Raw genomic sequence first — 23,408 nt, forward strand, 5'->3', positions numbered from 1 at the left:
GAAAATGAGCCTGCAACGATAACGGTCGCAGGCTCCTGTACTCATAAAAACAATTATTTACTGCCTAAAATCAGCGCATTATCTGAACCTGTTGATGCATCGCAGAATCCTGCAGCCACGATGGTTGTCGGACTCAGGGTATCGGCAGTCAGGGTTTTGAGAATAGACGTGGTAGGTTCGCCGGATAACTCTTCCGGTTGTGGTGTTACGAGTGCGCCGGCTGCGGCAGTACCAGAAGCCACATAATCCCATTGTCCGCCCAGCTGGGAAGCAATGTTACGGCAGTCTTCTGTTTCCAGCCCGTTTATCACCAGATAGAAGCCTTTCGCTTTTGCATCTTCAGAGACGTATTTAACCCCACCAATTTCAAACGCATCATTTGACATGCCATTAAAGGCTTCAGCCGCAGAAATTTTCCCCATTTTAACTAACGTAGAAATTATTGAGCCAGTCGTGTCGGTTGCAGTACCAATTGTCGACTTAGTTAGATCAACAGCACTCACCATCGCAGGGTATTCTGCACTGTCTTTATAAGCTTCAGTCGTCCCTACCCGCACTGAGTTGGTATTATCGGCTAAATCACTGATATCCTGCGCAGTAAAGGCACGGTTTGCCAGGATTACAACACCTGCAGCAATAATACCGATAATGCCCAGCACGATGATGATTTCCAGTAAGGTCACACCGCGTTGTTTCTTAAGTTCCTGATATTGATTTGCTTTGCGCTTTAGCGCATTAATTGCGTTTTTCATACCTTAATCCTTAGGCTTGAAATATATTTATAAAATGACATAGTAATACGATCCCGCTGAAATACAGTGGGAGTAATATAAAAATAGAATGTAAGACTAAAGTCTTAATGTTATGTCTAACGTTTTAAAGCTATTAGTGCATCTCACTCCTTATTATAAACCCCCATTTTCCTGACCAGCGTTGAAAAGCATAAATCAAAATAAAGCGTTCGTATAGATAATGGGGCAATAAAGAAGACAAAAAATAAATTATAATTTAATTATCAAAATACAACCTGTAAGATCATTTAAATGAATATTATAAATACAAACATCAATATAAAGATTTAAGTATCAATATTAATGATCATTCATGACTTTTAATAACTGACTGTTTTGAGGTTATTTATTTGTTTTTCAGACAGTTGAAAGGATATGGGGTCTGTCCCATCGAATCACGGTAAAAGGTTAGTCTGTCCCGCAAATTGCACGATGACAGGACGAAAAAAGCAGGACCGGATAGCATTTCCCTGAGGGAAACTGATAAACAGGTGTACAAAAAACCGCACAAAAGAATTTGTGCGGTGTGGTTTTTATAACAAGGGCCGGAGAATCAGAGTGGCATATCAATCAGTAGCGCCCGTAACGGGGTGCAGGCACAAACCGTCAGGCTGTTTTCCTGATGGATAAATGCGCCATCACCGCAGGCCAGTTTTTGCAGTTCACGGCTGGCTGATCCCAGAGCATCCACCTGGCCATGAATCGATTGCAAATATGCGCGTGGCCCGCGTACCGGCAGCGTAATTTTTTCACCTGCCGCTAAATCCAGATGATGGATCCACACCTTTTGCCGCAGTTGCAGGCTCCCGTTTTCACCGTCCGGTGAGGCCAGCAGGAAATGCGTGACCTCCGGCAGCGTCATTTTCTGCGTCAGCGGATTCTCATGCTCAGGGCAGGCATCCAGCCACAGTTGCATCCGTGTCAGTGGCCGGGTGGTGCTGGTATTCAGTTCGCTGTAACTGACATTCGCCTGCGTCGACAGCAATGCGGCTTCACCGGCACTGACCCCGGTACTGTTGCCTTCACTGTCACGGTATTCCGCTGAACCCTGTAACACCAGATTCAGCACATCCACGCGAGGATAGGTGCGTGGCTGGAAACTGGCGCCGGGTGCCAGCACTTCCTGATTCAGGACGCGCAGAGACGCATATCCCATCAGTTTGGGGTCAAAGTAATGGCCAAAGGAGAATGTATACCGTGCCTGGAGCCAGCCAAAGTCAGCGGTACCGCACTCTTTTGCCGTTCTGCTGGTAATCATGGCGGTCGCCTCTCTTAAAAATTTCGATGTATAAATGGTAAGCGTCTGGACGTGTGATTGTTAGCCAGTTAATCTGGTCGCTATATTCAAATTTCCTGAAAGAGAAAAGAATGGCTAAGGATCGCGCACTCACACTGGAAGCATTACGGGTCATGGATGCGATTGACCGCAGGGGGAGTTTCGCCGCAGCTGCTGATGAGCTGGGCCGCGTCCCGTCTGCACTGAGCTACACCATGCAGAAACTGGAAGAAGAACTGGATGTGGTGTTATTTGACCGTTCAGGTCATCGGACAAAATTCACCAATGTTGGCCGGATGTTGCTTGAGCGCGGACGGGTGTTGCTGGAAGCTGCAGACAAGCTAACGGTGGATGCCGAAGCGCTGGCCCGCGGTTGGGAAACCCATATCACCATTGTCTGTGAAGCCTTATCGCCGGCCGCGCAACTGTTCCCGCTGATTGAAAAGCTGGCGCTGAAAGCCAATACGCAGGTTTCTCTGATCACCGAAGTGCTGGCCGGCGCGTGGGAACGTCTTGAGCAAGGCCGCGCAGATATCGTGATCGCGCCGGATATGCATTTCCGATCTTCTACCGAAATTAACAGCCGTAAACTGTATAAGCTGGCCAGTATCTATGTGGCCGCGCCGGATCACCCGATCCACCTTGAAGCCGAGCCGCTGTCGGAAGTCAGCCGGGTTAAATATCGCGGGATCGCCGTGGCGGATACTGCCCGTGAGCGTCCGGTATTAACCGTTCAGTTGTTGGATAAACAGCAGCGTCTGACGGTCAGCACCATTGAAGAGAAGCGTAAAGCGTTACTGGCGGGATTAGGGGTGGCGACAATGCCTTATCCGATGGTCGAGAAAGATATCGAGGAAGGGCGTTTGCGGGTGGTGAGTGCGGAATATAACCGTGAAATCGATATTATCATGGCGTGGCGTCGCGACAGCATGGGTGAGGCGAAAGCCTGGTTCCTGCGTGAAATTCCAAAGCTACTGGCTACGCGGGAAGTGAAGTCATAGCGTTTTTATTCAGTAAACCCATACCCGATGCCAACCTTCCCCTGGTGAAAGGGGAAGGAGCAGAACGAAATCAAAAACGGGTATCGCGGCCGTGCTCAGAGTCTAAATCCTGCGCCGGTCCGGTGGAAATAATGCCATACGGGTTGATGGTTGCATGGCTGCGGAAGTAGTGATTACGAATGTGCGCGAAGTCCACCGTTTCACGAATGCCCGGCATCTGGTAGATATCACGCAGAAAACCATACAGATTCGGGTAATCACTGATGCGGTAGCGGTCACATTTGAAATGAGTGACATACACCGGATCAAAACGCACCAGCGTGGTCCACAAACGCAAATCCGCTTCGGTCAGCTGATTGCCGGTCAGATAGCGGTGCTTGCTCAGCAATTCCTCAGCACGGGACAGCGCGTTAAACACACCCTCAACCGCTTCGTCGTAGGCATCCTGAGACGTTGCAAAACCCGCCTTATAGACACCATTGTTAATTTGCGGATACACCCACTCATTGATCTCATCAATCTCTGAGCGTAATGCCTGCGGATAGTAATCTCCGGCTTTGGCACCCACGGCATCAAATGCGCTGTTGAACATGCGGATGATATCAGCGGATTCATTGCTGACGATGGTTTGCTGCTTTTTATCCCACAGGATCGGCACGGTGACGCGGCCGGTGTAATCATTCTGCGCCCGCAGATAGATTTCATAGGCATAATTGAGATGATACAAATCGTCGCCGGTGGCTGCCGGAAAATCGGTGCCGAACGTCCAGCCGTGTTCCAGCATCAGCGGATGTACCACAGATACCGGAATAATCTCCTCCAGTCCTTTGAGGGTTCGCATCAGTAAGGTGCGGTGCGCCCACGGGCAGGCCAGTGAAACATACAGATGATAACGGTCACGTTCTGCGGTAAAGCCGCCAACGCCATGCTCGCCCGGTTCACCGTCAGGCGTTATCCAGTTGCGAAACTGCGCTGCTGAACGTTTGAAATGACCGCCGGTTGACTTGGTGTCGTACCAGGTGTCCTGCCAAACGCCATTGACTAGTTGCCCCATTTTTCCTCCTTCCCCATCATCCTTCGAGCTGCCTCTGCGTTGGCTGTCTTCTCAAACTCCAGTCACATACTATTGTATGCTCCCGGGGATTTACTCAGTTGCCGCCTTGATGCAACTCGAATGATTTAGGGGAGATTTACCGATAAGTAATAAAAAAGGGCGAGGTGATAAATCACATCGCCCTGCAGGTCTGACATAGTGTCTTATTTAATTATAGCTGAGCTGTCACTCCCTGGTGTCGGAGCAATTACCAGTTTTTCTTGATCAGACGGTCGATGCTGAATGCACCAGGACCGGAAGCAAACAGGACGAAGAATCCTCCAGCGATAGACAGGTTTTTCATAAACATCATCTGGTTCACGCCCTGTGCAAAATCAGTGTGGAAGATCAGAGCCGTCAGGATAGTGAAAATTGCCGTGATCAGCGCTGTGGTGCGGGTAAAGAAGCCGAACAAGATGGCCAGACCACCGCCAAACTCTAACAAGATAGTCAGTGGCAGGAAGAAGCTTGGCACGCCCATAGACGTCATATAGCCCGCAGTCGCGGTGTAACCGTTAATTTTGCCCCAGCCTGCAACGATAAAAAGCACTGGCATCAAAATACGCGCAACCAGCAAAGCAGTGTCTTGTAACTTGTTCATCTTCGACTCCGAGAGTGATATACCCAAATTGGGTTAAAAGTGTTACCGGCCCGGTCGGAAAATGTTTCCTGCCGTTACCGCATCAGTTGATGACGAGATAATAAGTCGGATGAATAAGTTATGTTAGCAAGTAAATCTGTCTGAATGATTCAAATAAATTGAACAGCCACGGGGTTGTTATTCAAAAAGAAAAGGGCTGATGGTTTGCCCATCAGCCCTTTTTGATTGCGGAGGTTGAGACTATTTGTTGCCGAGGGTTTTACGGAACAATTTTACGGTGCCCCAGATGCCGAAAGCGCGCCGTGACCAGCGAACCACTGCGCTGGGATGGCGAATACCGTAAACGGCCAGCAGACTGGAGCCGACAACCAGATATTTACGCATATCCACGAGTTTTACCCAATAGTGATCCACTTTCGCGGTGGCATCCAGCCAGTCTGAACCGGCCTGAGAAAGCTCGCTGCGCTGACGCTCAATTTTGCGCATCAACCTGACTTTTTCGATAGCACGGTTCGGGATACTCATAGCTCGTCATCCTTTTCCAGCAGGGCACGATCGATGTCCAGTTGCTTACGGGTGAGGCTAAGCAGGGTTGAACGTTTGGCTTTCGCCAGCGTCATTGCACCCAGGATCACCGCCAGAAGCAGCAACACGCCGGTCGTCGTTGCTATCGCCGTAAGGCGATAGGCCGGGTCAATGGCCCAGAATAAAACCACCAGCAAACTCATCAGACCAAAGGCGGTAAATATCAGGGTAATGCCAGCCATGAGCAGCAATTGGAAAATATTGGCCTTTTCCTCTTCCAGCTCAACCACGGCCAGCCGGACACGTGTTTCAACAATGCTTACCACCACGGTAGCAATGCGTGAAACGATGTCAAATAACCCTTTTCCCGGCCCTTGTGGCGCAGGTTTGATTGGTTCAGCCATAATCAGCGGCGGGCTAACAGAACGCCAATCACAACACCGACCGCGGCACCAATACCGACGCCCGTCCAGGGTTTTTCACGCACATAATCGTCAGCTTTGCCCGCAATTTCTTTGGTCTGATAGGCAATTTTATCACCTGTGTCACTCAGACGCTCACGGGTATCTTTGAGCAGGGATTCTGCTTTACCACGCAGTTTATCGAGTTCAGCTTTCGGCTTGTCGGTAGAGGTCTGGAGAACTTCTTCCAGGGTGTCCGCCAATGACTTGAGTTCAGCGCGCAGTTGTTCTGATGTATTACTAGCCATGTGTAAGTCACTCCATACGTTAACTGATTCGAACTTTTAACATAGCGGATATTCGGGTGATCGCAAATGCGAATCGTCTGTTTCAAAAGGCAAGATCACTGAAAATCAGCTGTGGCATGAGATAAAATCTGTCAGGCTGAAAAGCGATTAATGGCCTTCCGCTTCTTTGAGTTCTGACGTCGCTTCTTCCAGTTTTTGCTGTTTCCTGAGGATTTTTTCGTGATCGCCTTTGGCCAGAGCCTCTTTCAGCTCCTGCTCACGTTCGGCAACTTTTTCACGTTTTTCATCAACACGTTTTTGGTTTTCAGCTTTCAGACCTGCATCGGTGCAATGCGCTTTATTTTCACGTAATGCTTTCTCCAGACCGTCAATGCGGTTCTGGTTGTTATGCGCACGGGCTTCGCCGATTTGTTTCTGGATTTCCTGTTGTTTGGTTACACAACTTTCCGGCTGAGGTGCGGCAAAAGCGGCTGTGGTGAACAGCAATGCAGGAACAAGCGTGAGGGCAGATAGCGTGATTTTCATCGTCAGGTTTCCTTTTGACGTTTAAGTGAGTGTGGCACTTAATTCCATTAATGATTTTTTCCTGAATGTGTAGCGTCTAAATCATATCACCGCTGAACAGGCGGTGATATGAGACAAATCCTGCGCGTTTTCTTATCCAAATTTGATGCGGTCAAGATCCCGTTTAGCCACCCAGGTTTTATCATGCGGAGGTTCGTAGTACCGGATGATGAATCCGGCTGGCAAAATGTCCTGTAATACGGTTTCGGCCATTTTGCGTTGTGAGGCGGTGTCCAGTTGCACCACCAAAGCATCATCCAGTGGCGTAATGCTTTTAATATGGATGCCGTGCTGGCTCAGCCCCTGGTATACATAAAAACCATCAGGTAAGGAGATGCCCGCTCTGGCGGGGCGGATTTGCAGCGCGCCGGCCGGTGCCGGCAGACGTGATACTGCCAGCCCGATCATAGCGGCGGCGGCCAGCAGTATGAGCAGCACAGGCCAGATAAATGAACGTTTGAACAATCTGCGCTTCATTATGCGTTCTTGCCTTTGTTCTGTCGGTCTGCATGTTTTTTGCGCCACAACACGACAATCGAACCGACCAGGCCACCGACCAGCAGCAGGACAGGGAGCAGCATCAGGCAGTTCATCACCTGATCTTCGTACTTCAGGAACAGCGGGGTTTTACCGAGGAAATACCCCAGCGAGGTCAGGATCAGGATCCACAACAACCCGCTGGCCCAGTTGAAAAACTGGAAACGGCTGTTGCTCAGGCCTGACAGCCCGGCAATGGTTGGCAGCAGTGTACGTACAAAGGCCAGAAAACGCCCGACTAACAAGGCGGAAAGACCGTGTTTATGGAAAAGTGCGTGCGCACGTTCATGATAATGCACAGGTAAATGGGCCAGCCAGCTTTGTACTATTCGGGTGTTGCCCAGCCATTTTCCCTGAGCGTAACTCAGCCAGCAACCGAGGCTGGCCGCACTGGTCAGCAGGAAAATGGTGAGGGGGAAATTCATGGCATCTTTGGCGATCAACACGCCCACCAGGATCAGCAGGCTGTCGCCCGGCAAAAAAGCCGCAGGCAACAAGCCGTTTTCCAGAAAAATAATCATGAATAAAATCAGGTACAACGCCCAGACTAATTGCGGATTAGCCAGGGTTTTATAATCTTGCTGCCAGAGGGCATCGATAAGCGAACTGATAATTTCCATCGGTGTAGTAAAACTCCATCATTTTCAGTGGGTCAGCGAAAGACATCAGCGGAGAATTCGTCTCGACGCTGCCTGTTTTACTGATAAGGTCGCCTTTTCCCTGGCGGGCTTCTGGTCATGAGTTCTTCGGGGATTTACGCGTCCCGGCGCCTGTTTAACCGGGCCTGAACGGGTAAAAAAAGTGGTCTAACTGTAACAAAATAACAATAACTCAGACAGGTAAATATAGCGTGTTGAGACCGATCATTTAAGTCTGAAGCACATTATGGAAAAGGGTTTTACATTGACTGACACTACTCGACAGTGCCTGACAGGATTGACGGGGAGAAAGCAGAAGCTGGAAAAAGGCAGGTTGGGGGAATTAACCTGCCTTAAGGGGAATTTATTTAGTATTCAGTAACGGCGGATCGAGATGAACAACCGGGTTTTCTGAATAAAGATAACGGTCTACGTTGAACTCGAAATCATCGCTGGTGGCGCGGAAAAGCATTTGTTTGGTATTTTCCAGATGCTGCCACATCGCCAGTTTGGCGGCGTGCGGATCACGGCGGATCAAGGCTTTCAAAATCAGATCATGTTCTTCACACCAGCTCTCAATAGACTTCTCATCGATGTGCTCATGCAGTTTGCGCCAGTACGGGTTATGCAAACGCTGGCTCCACATCTTTTCCACGATAGTCGCCAGGGCATTATTCTGCGTGGCCTGTGCCACCTGCACGTGGAATTTTAAATCCCATTCGGAATCGCGGAAGCGGTCTTCCTGGCGCGCATGCTCCTGAATCTCCATCAAACGCATGATGTCTTGCTTTGTGACCTGCGTGGCGGCGAATTCAGCGATGTTACTTTCAATCAACTGACGTGCCTGTAACAGCTCAAACGGACCGGCGGTACCAAACTCGCTGCCACAATCGGTCACCACAAGGTGGCGCTGTTGATTGGACATCACATGAATTCCCGACCCTTTACGGACTTCTACATAACCTTCAACTTCCAGCATGATAATCGCTTCACGCACGACCGTGCGGCTGACATCCATTTCATCGGAAATCAGACGTTCGGCGGGCAGCTTCTCGCCAACCGGATATAAGCCTGTTTCGATGCGTTCCTTGAGCGTGGCAGCCAGTTGTTGATAGAGGCGTCTGGTGTCTGTGGATTCCATATGAGTGCTCTTTAAAGTAGTGAAACCTGTAAGAAGTGAGTGTCGGACAGACCTGTAAATTTATTATACCAGTGCCAGTATACGTTTTACGAAAGGTTGATGCACCGTACATTGGACAGAAAGGCACCGCAGAAAGGGCAGAAAAAGCAAAGCCCGGTAAAGATACTTACCGGGCTGACAAACAAGAACTCAGGCTTTCGCGGTTTTCAGCGGGGCCGGGACAGGTTCTACAGCAGAACGGTTCTGCAAGACTGTCCAGATGATGATGGCACCAAGCAGGTCGAAGACAGCAAGGGCCGCAAACAGCGGGCTGAAACCGATGGTATCGGCCAGCGCACCGACCACCAGAGCAAACATGGTGCTTGCCATCCAGGCTGCCATCCCGGTCAGACCGTTGGCAGTAGCCACTTCGTTACGACCGAACACGTCAGAAGACAGAGTGATCAGCGCACCGGACAGTGACTGGTGAGCAAAACCACCTACACACAATAAAGCGATAGCGGCGTAAGGGCTGGTGAACAGGCCAATCATGCCAGGGCCAATCATCAGAACCGCCCCCATGGTCACGACCAGCTTACGGGAAACGATCAGGTTAACTTTGAAGTACTTCTGGAATAACGGTGGCAGATAGCCGCCCAGGATACAACCGAGGTCTGCAAACAGCATCGGCATCCAGGCAAACATCGCGATTTCTTTCAGGTTAAAGCCATACACTTTGAACATAAACAGCGGGATCCAGGCATTGAACGTCCCCCAGGCAGGTTCCGCCAGGAAACGTGGCAGCGCGATGCCCCAGAACTGGCGGTTACGCAGGATCTGCCAGGCAGACATTTTCTTGCCGTTGTTGGTCTGATGCTGTGCTTCCTGACCTTCCAGAATGTAATTACGTTCCTCAGTGCTGAGTTTCTTCTGATCTTTAGGATGCTTGTAGAAGACCAGCCAGCTCAGCGCCCAGATCAGGCTCAGTGCACCGGTAATGATGAAGGCCAGTTGCCAGCTGTGCATCACGATACACCAGACGACCAGTGGCGGCGCAATCATCCCGCCGATTGATGAACCGACGTTGAAGTAACCTACGGCGATAGAACGCTCTTTGGCCGGGAACCATTCACTGCTGGCTTTCAGGCCAGCAGGGATCATCGCGGCTTCAGCCATACCGACGGCACCGCGGGCGATAGCCAGGCCACCCCAACTGCTCGCCAGCGCGGTCGCCATACAGAAGACTGCCCACATGATGGCGAACATGGCATAGCCTACTTTGGTGCCCATGACGTCGAGAACGTAACCGGCGACCGGCTGCATCAGGGTATAGCAGGCAGAATAGGCGGCGATGATGTATGAATATTGCTGTGTGGTGATGTTTAACTGGCTCATCAGCGTTGGCGCTGCGGCTGCAATGGCGTTACGTGTCAAATAACCTAATACAGTGCCGCATGTCACCAGGGCGATCATGTACCAGCGTAACCCTTTAATCTTACCCATTTAACTCTCTCCCAGTAAATAATCCGGCGATGACAACATCAGGCTGTCAGGGCGCATTTCGCACCACCTGAACAAGCGTGGGGTTCTGGCTTCCTTAAAGTATTTTCGGGAACGTGGCCGCCAGATGATTTCACTGGGAGCTGCCCGTGTTATTACGCACTGCGTTATTGTTATCTGTGCGTAAGTGTCCGATGAACGTCCTGAACACCAGAATTACTGCTTCGCCAGGGATGACTGCACCCGGGAAGTGTTTTGCCCGGGCAACAGCGAAGGGACGTGGCAGGTAATCTCTGACGCTCTTGTCCGGGCGATGCAAAGATAACTTGTCATACAGATTTAAAATTTGAATGACATCACAAAACCACATTTATATTGTGTGGTTACGTAAGTTTTTTAACTACAGACTTATTTACTTGATTTTACAATGAAAGTGGCCTTTGGCATGATCAGCTTCACACTTTTAGAACCATCAGTAACAATGACAATCTGATTATCGAAACGTAATTGGTGTAACAACTTTACGAAACGATCACATTTAAAACGCACAGTTAATGAACGACCTTATTTGTTCATTTATGAGAGATAATCCGTACGACAAATGAGCATCCGGTCGCCGGAGCCTTACGTGATGGTGCTCCGCTGTGGCACGGGCGGGGGCAGGCTGAAGGGAAAGGTGTAATTAAAGAATCACCGAACTTTTATTACATTGGGCATCAATTAACTTGTCATACAGATTTAAAGTTTGAGTGACATCACAAAATGACACTCTGATTGTGAGGATAATAAGCACCAGTACCTGATGGCGATAAAGCCATTGTTTTACAGAGAATTAGTTTGTTTTTTTGGAATGAAATCAGGCGGTTTAGCGGCTTTTGTCCGTTAAAAAGTACTGGACGATAGCTTAAATTGGTGTGATAACTTCGCACCATTGAGTGATAACTCTACAGAATTGATGATGAGGAACTTAAGATGGCGCAGTTTTTAACGGAAGACTTCCTTCTCGACACTGAATTCGCACGTCGCCTGTATCATGACTACGCGAAAGATGAGCCCATTTTTGACTACCACTGCCATTTGCCGCCTGAGCTGATTGCGCAGGACTACAAATTCAAAAACCTGTATGACATTTGGCTGAAAGGCGATCACTACAAATGGCGCGCAATGCGTACCAACGGTGTGCCTGAACGTATGTGTACGGGTGATGCCAGCGACCGCGAAAAATTTGACGCCTGGGCGGCAACCGTTCCTCACACTATCGGTAACCCGCTTTATCACTGGACTCACCTTGAGCTGCGCCGTCCGTTTGGCATCACCGGTAAACTGCTTTCGCCGTCTACCGCAGGCGAAATCTGGGAACGTGGTAATGAATTGCTGGCGCAGGATGCATTTTCTGCCCGCGGCATTATGAAACAGATGAACGTGAAAATGGTCGGTACCACGGATGATCCTATCGATTCACTGGAACATCATAAAGCTGTCGCCCTGGATTCCGCTTTTGATATCAAAGTGCTGCCAAGCTGGCGCCCGGACAAAGCTTTCAACATCGAAGCGGCAACCTTTGTGGATTACATGAAGAAACTGGAAGCTGCCGCAGATGTGTCCATTACCCGTTTCAGCGATCTCCGCGATGCCCTGAAAAAACGTATGGATCACTTCGCGGCCCACGGTTGCAAAGTGTCAGACCATGCGCTGGATGTGGTGGTTTATGGTGAAGCGGATGACGCAACGCTGGATGGCATTCTGGCCCGTCGTCTGAGTGGTGAAACGCCAACTGCACAAGAAATTGCTCAGTTCAAAACCGGCGTTCTTCTGTACCTGGCGTCTGAATATCAACGTCGTGAATGGGTACAGCAATATCACATTGGCGCGCTGCGTAATAACAATACCCGTATGTTCCAGCTGATTGGCGCAGACGTCGGTTTTGACTCGATTAACGACCAGCCGCTGGCTGAACCGTTGTCTAAATTACTGGGCGCACAAGGTCTGGCCGGTGGCCTGCCAAAAACTATCCTGTATTGCCTGAACCCGCGTGATAACGAAGTGATCGGCACCATGGTCGGTAACTTCCAGGGAGAAGGGATGCCGGGCAAAATGCAGTTCGGTTCCGGCTGGTGGTTTAACGACCAGAAAGACGGTATGCAACGTCAGATGACGCAGCTTGCTAACCTGGGCTTACTCAGCCGTTTCGTTGGCATGCTGACCGACAGCCGCAGTTTCCTGTCTTATACGCGTCATGAGTACTTCCGCCGCATTCTGTGCCAGATGATCGGTCGCTGGGTGGAAGATGGCGAAGCACCGGCAGACATCGAACTGCTGGGCAGCATGGTAAAAAACATCTGCTTCGATAATGCGAAACAGTATTTCCAGATTGAACTGAATTGATCTGCAGGAACTGAGCAGTACGACGGAGCGCAGGTTCCTGCGCTCCTGAAAATAAATACTTAAATAACAAACAACTATCCCAATAGACAACGACGGCCACGGGGCAATTTTCCCGCCCTCAAAGACCGGAGTCTGAGCAAATTAAGGTGAATGTGAGATGCAAAGGTTAAATCGCCGTGACTTCCCTGGCCGTCAACATCCGGACAAAATTATTCAGTTCGGTGAAGGTAATTTCCTGCGGGCGTTTGTCGACTGGCAAATCGACCTGCTGAACGAACATACCGATCTGGATGCCGGGATCGTAGTGGTTCGTCCGATTGACACCGACTTCCCGCCTTCACTCAGCACGCAGGATGGCCTGTATACCACCATCATCAGCGGCCTGAACGAACAAGGGCAAACGGTGCGTGATACCCGGATCATCCGCTCCGTTAACCGTGAAATTAATATCTACCATCAGTTTGATGAGTATCTGGCGCTGGCCCACGATCCGAATATCCGCTTCGTGTTCTCTAACACCACTGAAGCGGGTATCAGCTATGTGGAAAGTGACCGTCTGGACGATACGCCTCCGGCCAGCTTCCCGGCCAAACTGACCCGGTTACTGTTCGAACGTTTCACACATTTCTCCGGTGCGGCTGATAAAGGCTGGGTTCTGCTGCCCTGTGAACTGATCGACTACAACGGTGAAGCATTGCAGGAACTGGTGCTGCGTTACGCACAACAGTGGGCGTTGCCAGCGGCATTTACTCAGTGGCTGGAAAGCAGCAACACCTTCTGTTCAACGCTGGTTGACCGCATCGTCACCGGTTATCCGCGCAGTGAAGTTGACAGCCTGCAGGAAGAACTGGGCTATCAGGACAGTTTCTTCGACAGCGCCGAACACTTCTATCTGTTCGTGATCCAGGGGCCAAAAAGTCTCGCTCAGGAACTGCGTCTGGACAAACTGCCGCTGAATATCCGCCTGGTTGACGACATCAAACCGTATAAAGAACGCAAAGTGGCGATCCTTAACGGCGCGCACACCGCACTGGTGCCTGTGGCCTTCCTGTCAGGGCTGAATACCGTGGGCGAATCGATGAATGATGCGCAAATCAGCCGCTTTGTCGAACTGGCGATCGCCGAGGAAATCTCTCCGGTGCTGGATTTGCCGCAGGATGAACTGACGTCCTTTGCTCAGGCGGTACTCAGCCGTTTCCGCAACCCGTTCATCCAGCATCAGTTGCTGTCGATTGCCCTGAACGGTATGACCAAATACCGCACCCGCATTCTGCCGCAACTGCTGGCGAGCCAGGAAAAGAATCAGCTCCTGCCGCCGCGCCTGACGTTTGCGCTGGCAGCATTGCTGGCGTTTTATCGTGGCGAACGTAACGGTGAAATTTATCCGCTGCAGGACGATGCACACTGGCTGAGCCGCTTCTCCGAACTTTGGGGCAACGTGCGCAACGGCAGCCTGCCGCTGGCCGGGCTGGTCGAGACCGTGCTGGCGGATGAAGAACACTGGGGACGTGATCTGAATACCGTGCCGGGTCTGACGGCAAAAGTGACCGAACAATTGCAGTCAATTGAAGACCGTGGCATGCGCGATGCGTTGGCGGCTTACAGCTAAGAGAGCAACTATGCAAAGTATCATTCAAATCCATACCGCTGATAACGTCGCCGTTGCTTTGCGCGATATCGACGCGGGTGAGCAGGTCGAAGCAGGCGGTTACACCGTGGTGTTGCCTCAGCCTGTTGCACGTGGTCATAAGTTTGCTCTGCGCCCGATTGCGGCGGGGGAAAACATCGTGAAATACGGTCTGCCGATCGGGCATGCGCTGACGGCGATTGAACCAGGTGTGCATATCCATTCGCAAAACGGCAAAACTAACCTGAGCGATCTGGACGAATATCAGTATCAGCCGGACTTCGCCAGCCTGCCGGAACAAATGGCGGATCGCGATGTGCAGATCTTTCGCCGCAAAAACGGACAGGTGGGGATCCGTAACGAACTGTGGCTGATCCCGACCGTCGGTTGCGTCAACGGTATCGCGCGTCAGATCCAGTCACGTTTCCTTAAAGAGACCAATGATGCGGAAGGCACCGATGGTGTTTACCTGTTCACGCATCCGTTTGGTTGTTCGCAACTGGGCGATGACCATGTGAACACCCGTACGATGCTGCAAAACATGGTACGCCATCCGAACGCCGGTGCGGTGCTGGTGATCGGCCTCGGTTGTGAAAACAATCAGGTGGACGTATTCCGTGAAACGCTGGGCGAAGTCGATGAAGAGCGCGTGCGTTTCATGACGCTGCAAAAATTTGACGACGAAGTGGAAGCGGGTCTGGAACGTCTGCGCGAACTGTATGCCGTAATGCGTGACGACAAACGTGTGCCCGGTAAACTCAGCGAACTGAAATTCGGGCTGGAATGTGGCGGCTCTGACGGCTTGTCGGGTATCACGGCTAACCCGCTGCTGGGACGTTTCTCTGATTATGTGATCGCCAACGGTGGTACTTCCGTGCTGACAGAAGTGCCTGAAATGTTTGGCGCAGAACGGATCCTGATGAGCCGTTGCCGCGATGAAAGTACGTTTGAGAAAACCGTTCACATGGTGAACGATTTCAAACAATACTTCATCGAACATAATCAGCCGATTTATGAGAACCCGTCTCCGGGTAACAAAGCCGGGGGTATCACCACGCTGGAAGAAAAATCGCTGGGTTGTACCCAAAAAGCGGGCCAAAGCCCGGTGGTGGACGTACTCAAATACGGCGAACGCCTGACTATGCCTGGGCTGAATCTGCTAAGTGCGCCGGGCAACGACGCCGTCGCCACCAGTGCGCTGGCCGGTGCAGGCTGTCATATGGTGCTGTTCAGTACCGGACGCGGCACGCCTTACGGCGGCTTTGTGCCGACAGTGAAACTGGCCACCAACAGTGAACTGGCAGCAAAAAAACCGCACTGGATCGATTTTGATGCCGGACGCCTGATCCACGATGTCAGTATGGATCAGTTGCTGGGTGAATTTGTGGATCTGATCGTTGCGATCGCTGATGGCCGCAAAGCCAAAAACGAACTTAATGATTTCCGCGAATTAGCCATCTTTAAAAGCGGTGTCACATTGTAACAGTTCAGTTTTCTCGTTAGAATGAAACGGCGTTTCAATTATGAAGCGCCGTTTGCTTTTGCAGCGTAAGCATTTCACGTATGAGACGCCTGACAAATGACGTATTACTGGTTTGCCCAGTCAGTGGGTGTTGTGGCCTTTATGGTTGGCATCACAATGTTTTTCAACCGCAGCGACCGCCGCTTTAAACAACAACTTTCTGCCTACAGCGCGATTATTGGCGTGCATTTTCTGATGATGGGGGCTGCCCCTGCAGGCATGAGCGCCTTACTCAATTCCCTGCGCACACTGATTTCCCTGCGTACCCGTAATCAGTGGATTATGGTGATTTTCATCGTTCTGACGCTGGTGCTCGGGCTAAGCCGTGCCCACCACTGGGTTGAACTCTTGCCCGTCGGCGCGACCGTGGTCAGTACCTGGGCACTGTTCCGCACCAGCGGACTGACAACCCGCTGCATTATGTGGTGCTCTACGTGTTGCTGGGTAGCGCATAACATCTGGCTTGGCTCGATTGGTGGCTCACTGATTGAAGGCAGTTTTCTGTTGATGAACGGATTTAACATCATCCGTTTCCGTCGCCTGCAACTGCGTGGTATCGACCCGTTTGAGGTCGAGAAGAAGATTGTTGAGAAGATGGATAAGCAGGGATAATCCCTGCTTTTTTATCCTTTATTTGTTTATCCTCTTTATTTTGAATCTGCTCACAGATTGCAATAATAATTCTCTTTTTCTCCCTGTATTGATTCTTCCGGCCTGTTTGCCTCGTTGACAACTTCCGGACGCAGGAGTAGTTTCCTTTTTCGTGGGAGCGGTCCCACGAAAAAGGAAGAATCATGGAAGCTATTAAGGGATTACTGAAAGACATATATGCCGGGAAACTGTCACCGGTATTTTTAGATGATCTGTTTACACGTATTGAAGTTGCCAGAAATGAAATGGCCTATACTGCCAAACAGGGATGGGATGAAAAAGATGTGGTATTGATCACCTATGCAGATCAGTTCACAAACAAACAAGAAAAAACACTCTCCGTATTTGATTATTTTTATCAGCGTCATCTGGCGGATGTTTTTAATATTGTGCATCTTCTGCCGTTTTATCCTTATTCGTCGGATGATGGTTTCTCCGTAATTGATTATCAGCAAGTCAGTCCGGTGGCGGGGGACTGGGAAGATGTTCGCAAGCTTGGATTATCTTCACGGCTGATGTTTGATTATGTGTGCAATCATATTTCCGCCAGCAGTGAATGGTTTAGACAATTTCTGGCGGGTAATCCGAAATACGAAAACTATTTTATTAGCCTGAACGGGGATAGTGATTTATCTGGCGTGACCCGCCCCCGACAGTCGCCGCTGTTAACCGCGTTCCGTTGTGAAAATGGCGAAACCCGCCATGTCTGGACCACCTTCAGCGCGGATCAGATCGACCTGAATTTTGCGCATCCTGACGTGTTGCGCGATATGCTGGACGTGTTGCTGAAATACCTCGCAGAAGGCGCTGAGTATGTGCGTCTCGATGCGGTCGGCTACATGTGGAAAGAACCCGGCACCTCCTGTATTCATCTGCACAAAACGCACTTACTGGTGAAGTTATTCCGCGCTGTGGTGGATTATGTTTCCCCCGGCACCGTGATTATTACCGAAACTAACGTGCCACATCAGGACAACATCAGTTACTTCGGTAACGGGTATGATGAAGCGCAGATGGTCTATCAGTTCCCGCTGCCACCACTGGTTCTGCATGCCATACACTGTGAAAATGGCGAAACGCTGAAACGCTGGGCCGCCGGTCTGGATGCCTGTACTCCCGCCACTACCTTCTTTAATTTTCTTGCTTCACATGATGGCATTGGCCTCAATCCGTTGCGGGGATTACTGCCGGAACCGGAAATCCTCAGGCTGGTGGAGGCGCTGCAACAGGAAGGCGCACGGGTGTCGTATAAAAATAATCCGGATGGCAGCACCAGTCCGTATGAAATCAACGTCACCTATATGGATGCGCTGAACCGGCAGGCGGACGGTGATGATATCCGTTTGCAGCGCTTCATGCTGGCGCACGCCATTTTGCTGGCGTTCCCCGGTGTTCCTGCGGTGTATATTCAAAGTATTCTCGGTTCACGTAACGATATTCAGGGCACAAAAATCGCGGGGCATAACCGGGCAATTAACCGGCAAAAATATGATGTCACGGAAATTGAAAAGATATTGTCGAAACCTGATTCATTACGTGCACGGGTATTTTGCGAACTGAAAAAATTAATCGCCTGCCGGACTGAACAAACGGCATTTCATCCTTGTGCGCCGATGCGTGTCATTGAATGCCATGAAAGTGTGTTTGCTTTTACCCGGGGGCAGGGTAAGGAAGAAATAGTTTGCCTGTTCAACCTTTCCGCAACACCTGTTCAGATAAATTTCCCTTCGGGGAGTTATCAGGTTTTACCTGGCCATCTCTCTTTGGAATGCCACGGAGAAATAACATTAAAGGCTTACCAATATATCTGGTTGTGTCATTAAAGAAGTCGTTATTTAAATGCTTAATAGCCTAATGGTTTGATATTTCACAGGCCAGTGATTCCGGCTGGCTATAAATTAGCAAAGGAGATGTTCATGAATATAACAATGAAAAGAAAATATATCCTTATAACCCCGTTAGTCTTATCCGTATTATGTTTATCGGCCTGTGAGGATGTTAAAGAGCAACAAGTTACCATTGAGTTTATGCATTCTTCGGTCGAGCAGGAACGTCAGGTGGTGATTAATCAGCTGATCGCGCAATTTGAACAGGAAAATCCGCAGATCACCATTAAACCGGTGCCGGTAGAAGAAGACGCCTACAACACCAAAGTGATTACGCTGGCCCGTACCGGCGCACTGCCGGCCGTTATCGAAGTCAGTCACGATTACGCCAAAGTGATGGATCAGGAACAACTGATTGACCGTGATGCCATCAGGCAGGTGATCGACGGCATCGGTGCAGACCAGTTTTATCCCGGCGTATTACGCATCGTGCGCACGGAAGAGGGCCAGCACTATACCGGCGTTCCTATCCACGGCTGGATACAGGGGATCTGGTACAACAAATCACAACTGTCCGAGGCCGGATTTTCCGCGCCGCAAAACTGGCAGGATATCACCCGCATTGCCACGGCATTTAATCAGCCCGCCCGGAAAAAATACGGCATCGCGTTACCGACTGCTGAAAGTGTCCTGACCGAACAGGCTTTCTCGCAGTTTGCGCTTTCCAATAATGCCAACGTCTTTGATGCACAGGGGCAAATCACGGTGAATACGCCGGAAATGCAACAGGCGCTGGCCTATTACCGTCAGCTTGCCACCTTCTCCATGCCCGGCTCCAATGATGTCATGGAAATCAAAGACGCCTTTATGAACGGCACGGTGCCAATGGCAATTTACTCCACTTATATTCTTCCGGCGGTGTACAGCGAAGGTAAAGCTGACGATCTCGGCTTTGCCGTGCCGACCGAAAAATCCAAAGCTGTTTACGGCACCATCACCTCACTGACCATTTCTAACGGGCTGGATACGCCTGAGCGTGAAGCTGCCAAACAGTGGGTGAGCTTCCTCGAAAAACCGGATAACGCCACGGCGTGGGTGCTGATGTCGCCGGGTGCCGCGTTACCGGTGACCAAAGGCGTGACCGGTAACGCCACCTGGCAAAACAACCCGGTGATTAAGGCATTTGGCACGCTGCCACAAATGCTGGTGAACGAGTTTGCTAACGTGCAGGTCTTCGGTTCCGTTGGGGAGAAAAACTTCGCGGCAATGGGCGATATCACAGGTTCCGCAGTACTCAGCGAAATGCTCAATAGCGTGACCGTCGGGAAGAAGGATCCGCAGCAGTCGCTGGCGGAAGGGCAAAAGCGTATCGAAACACTGATGCAAAAACGCTAAACGCAGGAGCCTGAACTCTCAGGGAAGATGATGAAATTACGTAAATTTAACCATTCTGACGGTCGGTTTGCGCTGCTCCTGCTCGCCCCCAGCATCCTTTTGCTGGGGCTGCTGGTGGCGTATCCGATGCTGTCGAATATTCAGATCAGTTTTCTGCAAATCCCGCTGAATCCGCGTCTCGATAACCGGTTTGTCGGGCTGGATAACTACCTCAGCATTCTCAGTGACCCGGGCTTTTATCATTCGCTGTGGGTGACATTCTGGTACACCGCGCTGGTCGTCGCGGGCAGCACCGGGCTGGGGCTGGGCGTCGCGCTGTTTTTTAACCGTCAGTTCCGCTTTCGCAAAACGGCGCGTTCGCTGGTGATATTGTCCTACGTCACGCCTTCCATTTCGCTGGTATTCGCCTGGAAATACATGTTCAACAATGGCTACGGCATTGTGAATGTGATCGGGGCTGACATGTTGCACCTGTTCAGAGATGCCCCGCTGTGGTTCGACAACCCGGTCAGTAGTTTTATTCTGGTGGTGTTGTTCGCCATCTGGCGCTACTTCCCCTATGCCTTTATCTCATTTCTGGCGATTTTGCAGACCGTCGATAAATCCTTGTACGAAGCCGCAGGTATGGACGGTGCCAATGCCTGGCAGAAATTCCGCATCGTCACGCTGCCCGCCATCATGCCGGTACTGGCAACGGTGGTCACGCTGCGCGCGATCTGGATGTTCTACATGTTTGCTGACGTCTATCTGCTGACCAACAAGGTCAATATTCTGGGTGTGTATCTCTATAAAACCGCCTTTGCTTTTAATGATTTAGGCAAAGCCGCTGCCATATCCATGGTGCTGTTTGCCCTGATCTTTATCGTGATTCTTCTTGCCAGAAAACGGGTGAATATCAATGGCAGCAACTAACCGCAAGATCCTGCGCAAAGCGGGCTTTTATGTCAGCCTGCTGATTTTTCTGGGTGTGATGTTATTTCCGTTTTTCATCATGCTGATGACCTCGTTCAAAAGCAGCAAAGAGGCGATTTCCCGTCATCCGACGCTGTTCCCGCAGGCGTGGGATTTCCACCATTACGTGGATATTTTCAACCCGCAGATTTTCCCGTTCCTCAGTTATTTTAAAAACAGCCTGACCGTGTCGGTGCTGGCCTCTGTGATCGCCGTGTTTTTCGGCATTCTTGGCGCTTATGCGTTGTCGCGACTGCGTTTTAAAGGGCGCGTCACCATCAATGCCAGCTTTTATACCGTCTACATGTTTTCCGGCATTTTGCTGGTGGTACCGCTGTTTAAAATCATATCGGCACTGGGACTCTACGACACCACGACTGCACTGGTGATCACCATGGTGGTCCAGACGTTACCGACTGCGGTGTTTATGCTGAAAAGTTACTTCGACACCATTCCTCACGATATTGAAGAAGCGGCAATGATGGACGGCCTCAACCGGCTGCAAATCATTTTCTACATCACCGTGCCGCTGGCGATCTCGGGCATCATTTCGGTATTTGTGTACTGCTTTATGGTGGCGTGGAATGACTATCTCTTTGCCTCGATTTTCCTCTCCAGTTCCGCCAATTTCACCCTGCCTGTTGGACTGAACACGCTGTTCAGTACACCGGATTATGTCTGGGGAAGAATGATGGCCGCTTCGCTGGTGACCGCGCTGCCGGTGGTGCTGATGTATGCACTGTCTGAGCGCTTTATCAAAGGCAATCTTACCGACGGCGGCGTAAAAGGCTGACGTAACCCCTTAAATTGACTGATGAAAGATGAAGGAATATCCGATGAAAAAACTGGTCGCAACCCAGCCGCGCGTGGCTGAACTGATGGATTATGCGGACCGCCCGGTCGCGGCGCATGAAGTCAAAATTCGCGTGAAATTTGGCGCACCGAAACACGGCACCGAAGTGGTAGATTTTCGCGGCGTCAGCCCGTTTATCGACGAAGAATTTTCTGCTGAATGGGGCATGTTTGTGCCGCGTCCGGCAGATGCGCCGCGGGGTATTGTGTTCGGCGAATTCCAGCTCGGCAACATGGTGGTGGGCACCGTCTGCGAAAGGGGCGACGAGGTGACGGATTACGCGTTGGGTGATGATGTCTGTACCTACGGACCGCTGAGCGAAACGGTGATCGTCAACGCCGTGAACAATTACAAATTACGCAAAATGCCCGCCGGTGCCTCATGGAAAAACGCTGTCTGTTATGACCCGGCACAGTTTGCCATGAGCGGTGTGCGCGACGGCAATGTCCGCGTGGGGGATTTCGTGGTGATTGTCGGGTTGGGTGCCATCGGGCAAATCGCCGTGCAACTGGCGAAAAAGGCCGGTGCGAGCATCGTGATTGGCGTCGATCCGCTGGAAAAACGCGGGGAGATTGCGCTGAAAAACGGCGCGGATGCGGTGTTTAATCCGATCGGCACTGACATCGGACTGGAGATTAAAAAGCTCACCGGCAAGCTGGGTGCTGACGTCATTATCGAAACCAGCGGCAACGCCCAGGCGTTGCAGGCGGCGCTGCGCGGCATCGCTTACGGCGGCACTATTTCTTATGTCGCCTTTGCCAAACCTTTCGCCGAAGGCTTTAACCTCGGGCGGGAAGCCCACTTCAACAACGCCAAAATCATCTTTTCCCGCGCATGCAGCGAACCTAATCCTGACTATCCCCGCTGGAGCCGTAAACGCATCGAAGACGCCTGCTGGGAACTGCTGATGAACGGCTACCTGAACTGCGATGATCTGATCGACCCGGTGGTCACGTTCAGCAACAGCGCGGAAAGCTACATGAAATACGTCGATCAACATCCTGATCAGAGCATCAAACTCGGCATCACTTTCTAAAAGGACTTAGACATGAAAATCGGTACACAAAATCAGGCGTTCTTCCCGGAAAACATTCTGGAGAAATTCAAATTTATCAAGGCAATGGGTTTCGACGGCTTTGAGATCGACGGCAAATTGCTGGTGAACCATCTTGACGACGTGAAAGCCGCCATTGCCGAAACCGGCCTGCCGGTGATCACTGCCTGCGGCGGCTATGAGGGTTGGATCGGCGATTTCATTGAAGAGCGTCGTCTGAACGGGGTGCAGCAAATCACGGCGATTCTGGAAGCGCTTTCGCAGGCCGGCGGTAAAGGGATCATCGTGCCTGCCGCCTGGGGCATGTTTACCTATCGCCTGCCGCCGATGACCTCGCCGCGCAGTCAGGCGGGCGACCGTCTGGCGGTCAGCGCATCCCTGCGGGAGCTGGAAAATGTGGCCAGACGCACCGGCACAACGGTGTATCTGGAGCCGCTGAACCGCTATCAGGATCACATGATAAACACGCTGGCAGAGGCACGCCGTTATATCGAAGAAGGCGCGCTTGAGCACGTCAAAATCATCGGCGACTTTTACCATATGAACATTGAGGAGGACTGCCTCAGCGCTGCATTCCATCAGCAACGTGATCTGCTCGGCCACGTCCACATTGCTGACAATCACCGTTACCAGCCTGGCAGCGGCAGTATTGATTTTGGTCGCGCATTTCAGCAACTGAAAGAAGATGGTTACGACGGCTATATCGTCTACGAATGCCGTGTGCGGGCAGAAAATCCGGCACAGGCTTATCAGGATTCCCTGACCTATCTTCGCAATTTACTCTGACGG

General features: G+C 50.9%; 23 protein-coding genes. 11 read left to right on the forward strand and 12 right to left on the reverse strand.

Annotation, left to right across the window (positions count from 1 at the left end):
• Positions 1 to 53: 53 nt before the first annotated feature.
• Together EVX52_RS20150 and EVX52_RS20155 are read right to left on the reverse strand one after the other, a co-directional pair.
• Positions 54 to 752, reverse strand: coding sequence for a prepilin-type N-terminal cleavage/methylation domain-containing protein (locus tag EVX52_RS20150; protein ID WP_129991991.1), 699 nt, complete (start codon positions 750 to 752; stop codon positions 54 to 56).
• A 592-nt stretch (positions 753 to 1,344) separates the two neighbouring features.
• Positions 1,345 to 2,049 carry a pirin family protein gene (locus tag EVX52_RS20155; RefSeq protein WP_129954697.1) on the reverse strand — a complete coding sequence of 235 codons (705 nt, stop codon included), beginning with the start codon at positions 2,047 to 2,049 and terminating at the stop codon, positions 1,345 to 1,347.
• A 110-nt stretch (positions 2,050 to 2,159) separates the two neighbouring features.
• Between EVX52_RS20155 and EVX52_RS20165 the strand changes: the two genes are divergently transcribed.
• The gene (locus EVX52_RS20165) at positions 2,160 to 3,068 is read left to right on the forward strand and encodes a LysR family transcriptional regulator (RefSeq protein ID WP_129954696.1); all 909 of its coding nucleotides are present in this window, start codon (positions 2,160 to 2,162) and stop codon (positions 3,066 to 3,068) included.
• A gap of 70 nt (positions 3,069 to 3,138) precedes the next feature.
• On the opposite strand, the gene EVX52_RS20170 is transcribed toward EVX52_RS20165, so the two are convergent.
• From EVX52_RS20170 to EVX52_RS20215, 10 genes are all read right to left on the reverse strand, one after another.
• Positions 3,139 to 4,122: a glutathione S-transferase family protein gene (locus EVX52_RS20170; protein WP_129954695.1), complete on the reverse strand. Its 984-nt coding sequence runs from the start codon at positions 4,120 to 4,122 to the stop codon at positions 3,139 to 3,141.
• Between the two features lie 247 nt (positions 4,123 to 4,369).
• Positions 4,370 to 4,762, reverse strand: a complete 393-nt coding sequence (locus EVX52_RS20175) for a DoxX family protein (protein WP_129954694.1) — start codon at positions 4,760 to 4,762, stop codon at positions 4,370 to 4,372.
• Positions 4,763 to 5,002: 240 nt separating this feature from the next.
• The gene (locus EVX52_RS20180; protein ID WP_129991992.1) at positions 5,003 to 5,287 is read right to left on the reverse strand and encodes a YqjK-like family protein; all 285 of its coding nucleotides are present in this window, start codon (positions 5,285 to 5,287) and stop codon (positions 5,003 to 5,005) included.
• Complete coding sequence (locus EVX52_RS20185) at positions 5,284 to 5,691, reverse strand: phage holin family protein (protein WP_129954692.1); 408 nt, start codon at positions 5,689 to 5,691, stop codon at positions 5,284 to 5,286. Before EVX52_RS20185 ends, EVX52_RS20180 begins: the two co-directional genes overlap by 4 nt.
• A 2-nt stretch (positions 5,692 to 5,693) precedes the next feature.
• Positions 5,694 to 5,996, reverse strand: a complete 303-nt coding sequence (locus EVX52_RS20190; RefSeq protein WP_129954691.1) for a YqjD family protein — start codon at positions 5,994 to 5,996, stop codon at positions 5,694 to 5,696.
• 147 nt (positions 5,997 to 6,143) lie between these two features.
• Positions 6,144 to 6,521, reverse strand: coding sequence for a DUF1090 domain-containing protein (locus EVX52_RS20195; protein WP_129954690.1), 378 nt, complete (start codon positions 6,519 to 6,521; stop codon positions 6,144 to 6,146).
• 132 nt (positions 6,522 to 6,653) lie between these two features.
• Entirely contained in the window at positions 6,654 to 7,037 is a 384-nt protein-coding gene (gene mzrA, locus EVX52_RS20200) for an EnvZ/OmpR regulon moderator MzrA (RefSeq protein WP_129991993.1), read from the reverse strand.
• Positions 7,037 to 7,717 (reverse strand): DedA family protein, encoded by a 681-nt coding sequence (locus EVX52_RS20205; RefSeq protein ID WP_129954688.1) that lies wholly within the window; start codon positions 7,715 to 7,717, stop codon positions 7,037 to 7,039. The genes mzrA and EVX52_RS20205 overlap by 1 nt, the downstream gene beginning before the upstream one ends.
• 382 nt (positions 7,718 to 8,099) lie before the next feature.
• Positions 8,100 to 8,876: a transcriptional regulator ExuR gene (gene exuR / locus EVX52_RS20210; RefSeq protein WP_129954687.1), complete on the reverse strand. Its 777-nt coding sequence runs from the start codon at positions 8,874 to 8,876 to the stop codon at positions 8,100 to 8,102.
• Between the two features lie 189 nt (positions 8,877 to 9,065).
• Complete coding sequence (locus EVX52_RS20215; protein ID WP_129954686.1) at positions 9,066 to 10,358, reverse strand: MFS transporter; 1,293 nt, start codon at positions 10,356 to 10,358, stop codon at positions 9,066 to 9,068.
• Positions 10,359 to 11,327: 969 nt separating this feature from the next.
• Between EVX52_RS20215 and uxaC the strand changes: the two genes are divergently transcribed.
• From uxaC to EVX52_RS20265, 10 genes are all read left to right on the forward strand, one after another.
• Positions 11,328 to 12,740 (forward strand): glucuronate isomerase, encoded by a 1,413-nt coding sequence (uxaC, locus tag EVX52_RS20220; protein WP_129954685.1) that lies wholly within the window; start codon positions 11,328 to 11,330, stop codon positions 12,738 to 12,740.
• A gap of 157 nt (positions 12,741 to 12,897) precedes the next feature.
• The gene (locus EVX52_RS20225; protein WP_129991994.1) at positions 12,898 to 14,349 is read left to right on the forward strand and encodes a tagaturonate reductase; all 1,452 of its coding nucleotides are present in this window, start codon (positions 12,898 to 12,900) and stop codon (positions 14,347 to 14,349) included.
• Positions 14,350 to 14,359: 10 nt separating this feature from the next.
• The gene (locus EVX52_RS20230; RefSeq protein WP_129954683.1) at positions 14,360 to 15,850 is read left to right on the forward strand and encodes a UxaA family hydrolase; all 1,491 of its coding nucleotides are present in this window, start codon (positions 14,360 to 14,362) and stop codon (positions 15,848 to 15,850) included.
• Positions 15,851 to 15,946: 96 nt separating this feature from the next.
• Entirely contained in the window at positions 15,947 to 16,501 is a 555-nt protein-coding gene (locus EVX52_RS20235; RefSeq protein ID WP_129954682.1) for a YgjV family protein, read from the forward strand.
• 182 nt (positions 16,502 to 16,683) lie between these two features.
• Positions 16,684 to 18,363 (forward strand): alpha-amylase family glycosyl hydrolase, encoded by a 1,680-nt coding sequence (locus EVX52_RS20240; protein ID WP_129991995.1) that lies wholly within the window; start codon positions 16,684 to 16,686, stop codon positions 18,361 to 18,363.
• A 105-nt stretch (positions 18,364 to 18,468) separates the two neighbouring features.
• Positions 18,469 to 19,761, forward strand: coding sequence for an ABC transporter substrate-binding protein (locus tag EVX52_RS20245; RefSeq protein ID WP_205952698.1), 1,293 nt, complete (start codon positions 18,469 to 18,471; stop codon positions 19,759 to 19,761).
• Between the two features lie 30 nt (positions 19,762 to 19,791).
• Positions 19,792 to 20,673: a carbohydrate ABC transporter permease gene (locus EVX52_RS20250; protein ID WP_129954679.1), complete on the forward strand. Its 882-nt coding sequence runs from the start codon at positions 19,792 to 19,794 to the stop codon at positions 20,671 to 20,673.
• Positions 20,660 to 21,505, forward strand: coding sequence for a carbohydrate ABC transporter permease (locus EVX52_RS20255; RefSeq protein WP_129954678.1), 846 nt, complete (start codon positions 20,660 to 20,662; stop codon positions 21,503 to 21,505). Before EVX52_RS20250 ends, EVX52_RS20255 begins: the two co-directional genes overlap by 14 nt.
• A gap of 43 nt (positions 21,506 to 21,548) precedes the next feature.
• The gene (locus EVX52_RS20260; RefSeq protein WP_129954677.1) at positions 21,549 to 22,601 is read left to right on the forward strand and encodes a zinc-binding alcohol dehydrogenase; all 1,053 of its coding nucleotides are present in this window, start codon (positions 21,549 to 21,551) and stop codon (positions 22,599 to 22,601) included.
• A gap of 12 nt (positions 22,602 to 22,613) precedes the next feature.
• Positions 22,614 to 23,405: a sugar phosphate isomerase/epimerase gene (locus EVX52_RS20265; protein ID WP_129991997.1), complete on the forward strand. Its 792-nt coding sequence runs from the start codon at positions 22,614 to 22,616 to the stop codon at positions 23,403 to 23,405.
• Positions 23,406 to 23,408: the final 3 nt, after the last annotated feature.

It is taken from the genome of Rahnella sp. CFA14(1/10), from assembly GCF_004195095.1.
GTDB lineage: Bacteria > Pseudomonadota > Gammaproteobacteria > Enterobacterales > Enterobacteriaceae > Rahnella > Rahnella perminowiae.

Bases quoted from the DNA above. Each gene is read 5' to 3' on its own strand.
- EVX52_RS20265 (WP_129991997.1), top strand. From the start codon at position 22,614: ATGAAAATCGGTACACAAAATCAGGCGTTCTTCCCGGAAAACATTCTG.
- EVX52_RS20240 (WP_129991995.1), top strand. From the start codon at position 16,684: ATGGAAGCTATTAAGGGATTACTGAAAGACATATATGCCGGGAAACTG.
- EVX52_RS20260 (WP_129954677.1), top strand. From the start codon at position 21,549: ATGAAAAAACTGGTCGCAACCCAGCCGCGCGTGGCTGAACTGATGGAT.
- EVX52_RS20250 (WP_129954679.1), top strand. From the start codon at position 19,792: ATGAAATTACGTAAATTTAACCATTCTGACGGTCGGTTTGCGCTGCTC.
- mzrA (WP_129991993.1), bottom strand. From the start codon at position 7,037: ATGAAGCGCAGATTGTTCAAACGTTCATTTATCTGGCCTGTGCTGCTC.
- EVX52_RS20215 (WP_129954686.1), bottom strand. From the start codon at position 10,358: ATGGGTAAGATTAAAGGGTTACGCTGGTACATGATCGCCCTGGTGACA.
- EVX52_RS20230 (WP_129954683.1), top strand. From the start codon at position 14,360: ATGCAAAGTATCATTCAAATCCATACCGCTGATAACGTCGCCGTTGCT.
- EVX52_RS20185 (WP_129954692.1), bottom strand. From the start codon at position 5,691: ATGGCTGAACCAATCAAACCTGCGCCACAAGGGCCGGGAAAAGGGTTA.
- EVX52_RS20180 (WP_129991992.1), bottom strand. From the start codon at position 5,287: ATGAGTATCCCGAACCGTGCTATCGAAAAAGTCAGGTTGATGCGCAAA.
- EVX52_RS20175 (WP_129954694.1), bottom strand. From the start codon at position 4,762: ATGAACAAGTTACAAGACACTGCTTTGCTGGTTGCGCGTATTTTGATG.
- EVX52_RS20155 (WP_129954697.1), bottom strand. From the start codon at position 2,049: ATGATTACCAGCAGAACGGCAAAAGAGTGCGGTACCGCTGACTTTGGC.
- EVX52_RS20235 (WP_129954682.1), top strand. From the start codon at position 15,947: ATGACGTATTACTGGTTTGCCCAGTCAGTGGGTGTTGTGGCCTTTATG.
- EVX52_RS20255 (WP_129954678.1), top strand. From the start codon at position 20,660: ATGGCAGCAACTAACCGCAAGATCCTGCGCAAAGCGGGCTTTTATGTC.
- uxaC (WP_129954685.1), top strand. From the start codon at position 11,328: ATGGCGCAGTTTTTAACGGAAGACTTCCTTCTCGACACTGAATTCGCA.
- EVX52_RS20195 (WP_129954690.1), bottom strand. From the start codon at position 6,521: ATGAAAATCACGCTATCTGCCCTCACGCTTGTTCCTGCATTGCTGTTC.
- EVX52_RS20150 (WP_129991991.1), bottom strand. From the start codon at position 752: ATGAAAAACGCAATTAATGCGCTAAAGCGCAAAGCAAATCAATATCAG.
- EVX52_RS20245 (WP_205952698.1), top strand. From the start codon at position 18,469: ATGAAAAGAAAATATATCCTTATAACCCCGTTAGTCTTATCCGTATTA.
- EVX52_RS20170 (WP_129954695.1), bottom strand. From the start codon at position 4,122: ATGGGGCAACTAGTCAATGGCGTTTGGCAGGACACCTGGTACGACACC.
- EVX52_RS20205 (WP_129954688.1), bottom strand. From the start codon at position 7,717: ATGGAAATTATCAGTTCGCTTATCGATGCCCTCTGGCAGCAAGATTAT.
- EVX52_RS20190 (WP_129954691.1), bottom strand. From the start codon at position 5,996: ATGGCTAGTAATACATCAGAACAACTGCGCGCTGAACTCAAGTCATTG.
- exuR (WP_129954687.1), bottom strand. From the start codon at position 8,876: ATGGAATCCACAGACACCAGACGCCTCTATCAACAACTGGCTGCCACG.
- EVX52_RS20165 (WP_129954696.1), top strand. From the start codon at position 2,160: ATGGCTAAGGATCGCGCACTCACACTGGAAGCATTACGGGTCATGGAT.
- EVX52_RS20225 (WP_129991994.1), top strand. From the start codon at position 12,898: ATGCAAAGGTTAAATCGCCGTGACTTCCCTGGCCGTCAACATCCGGAC.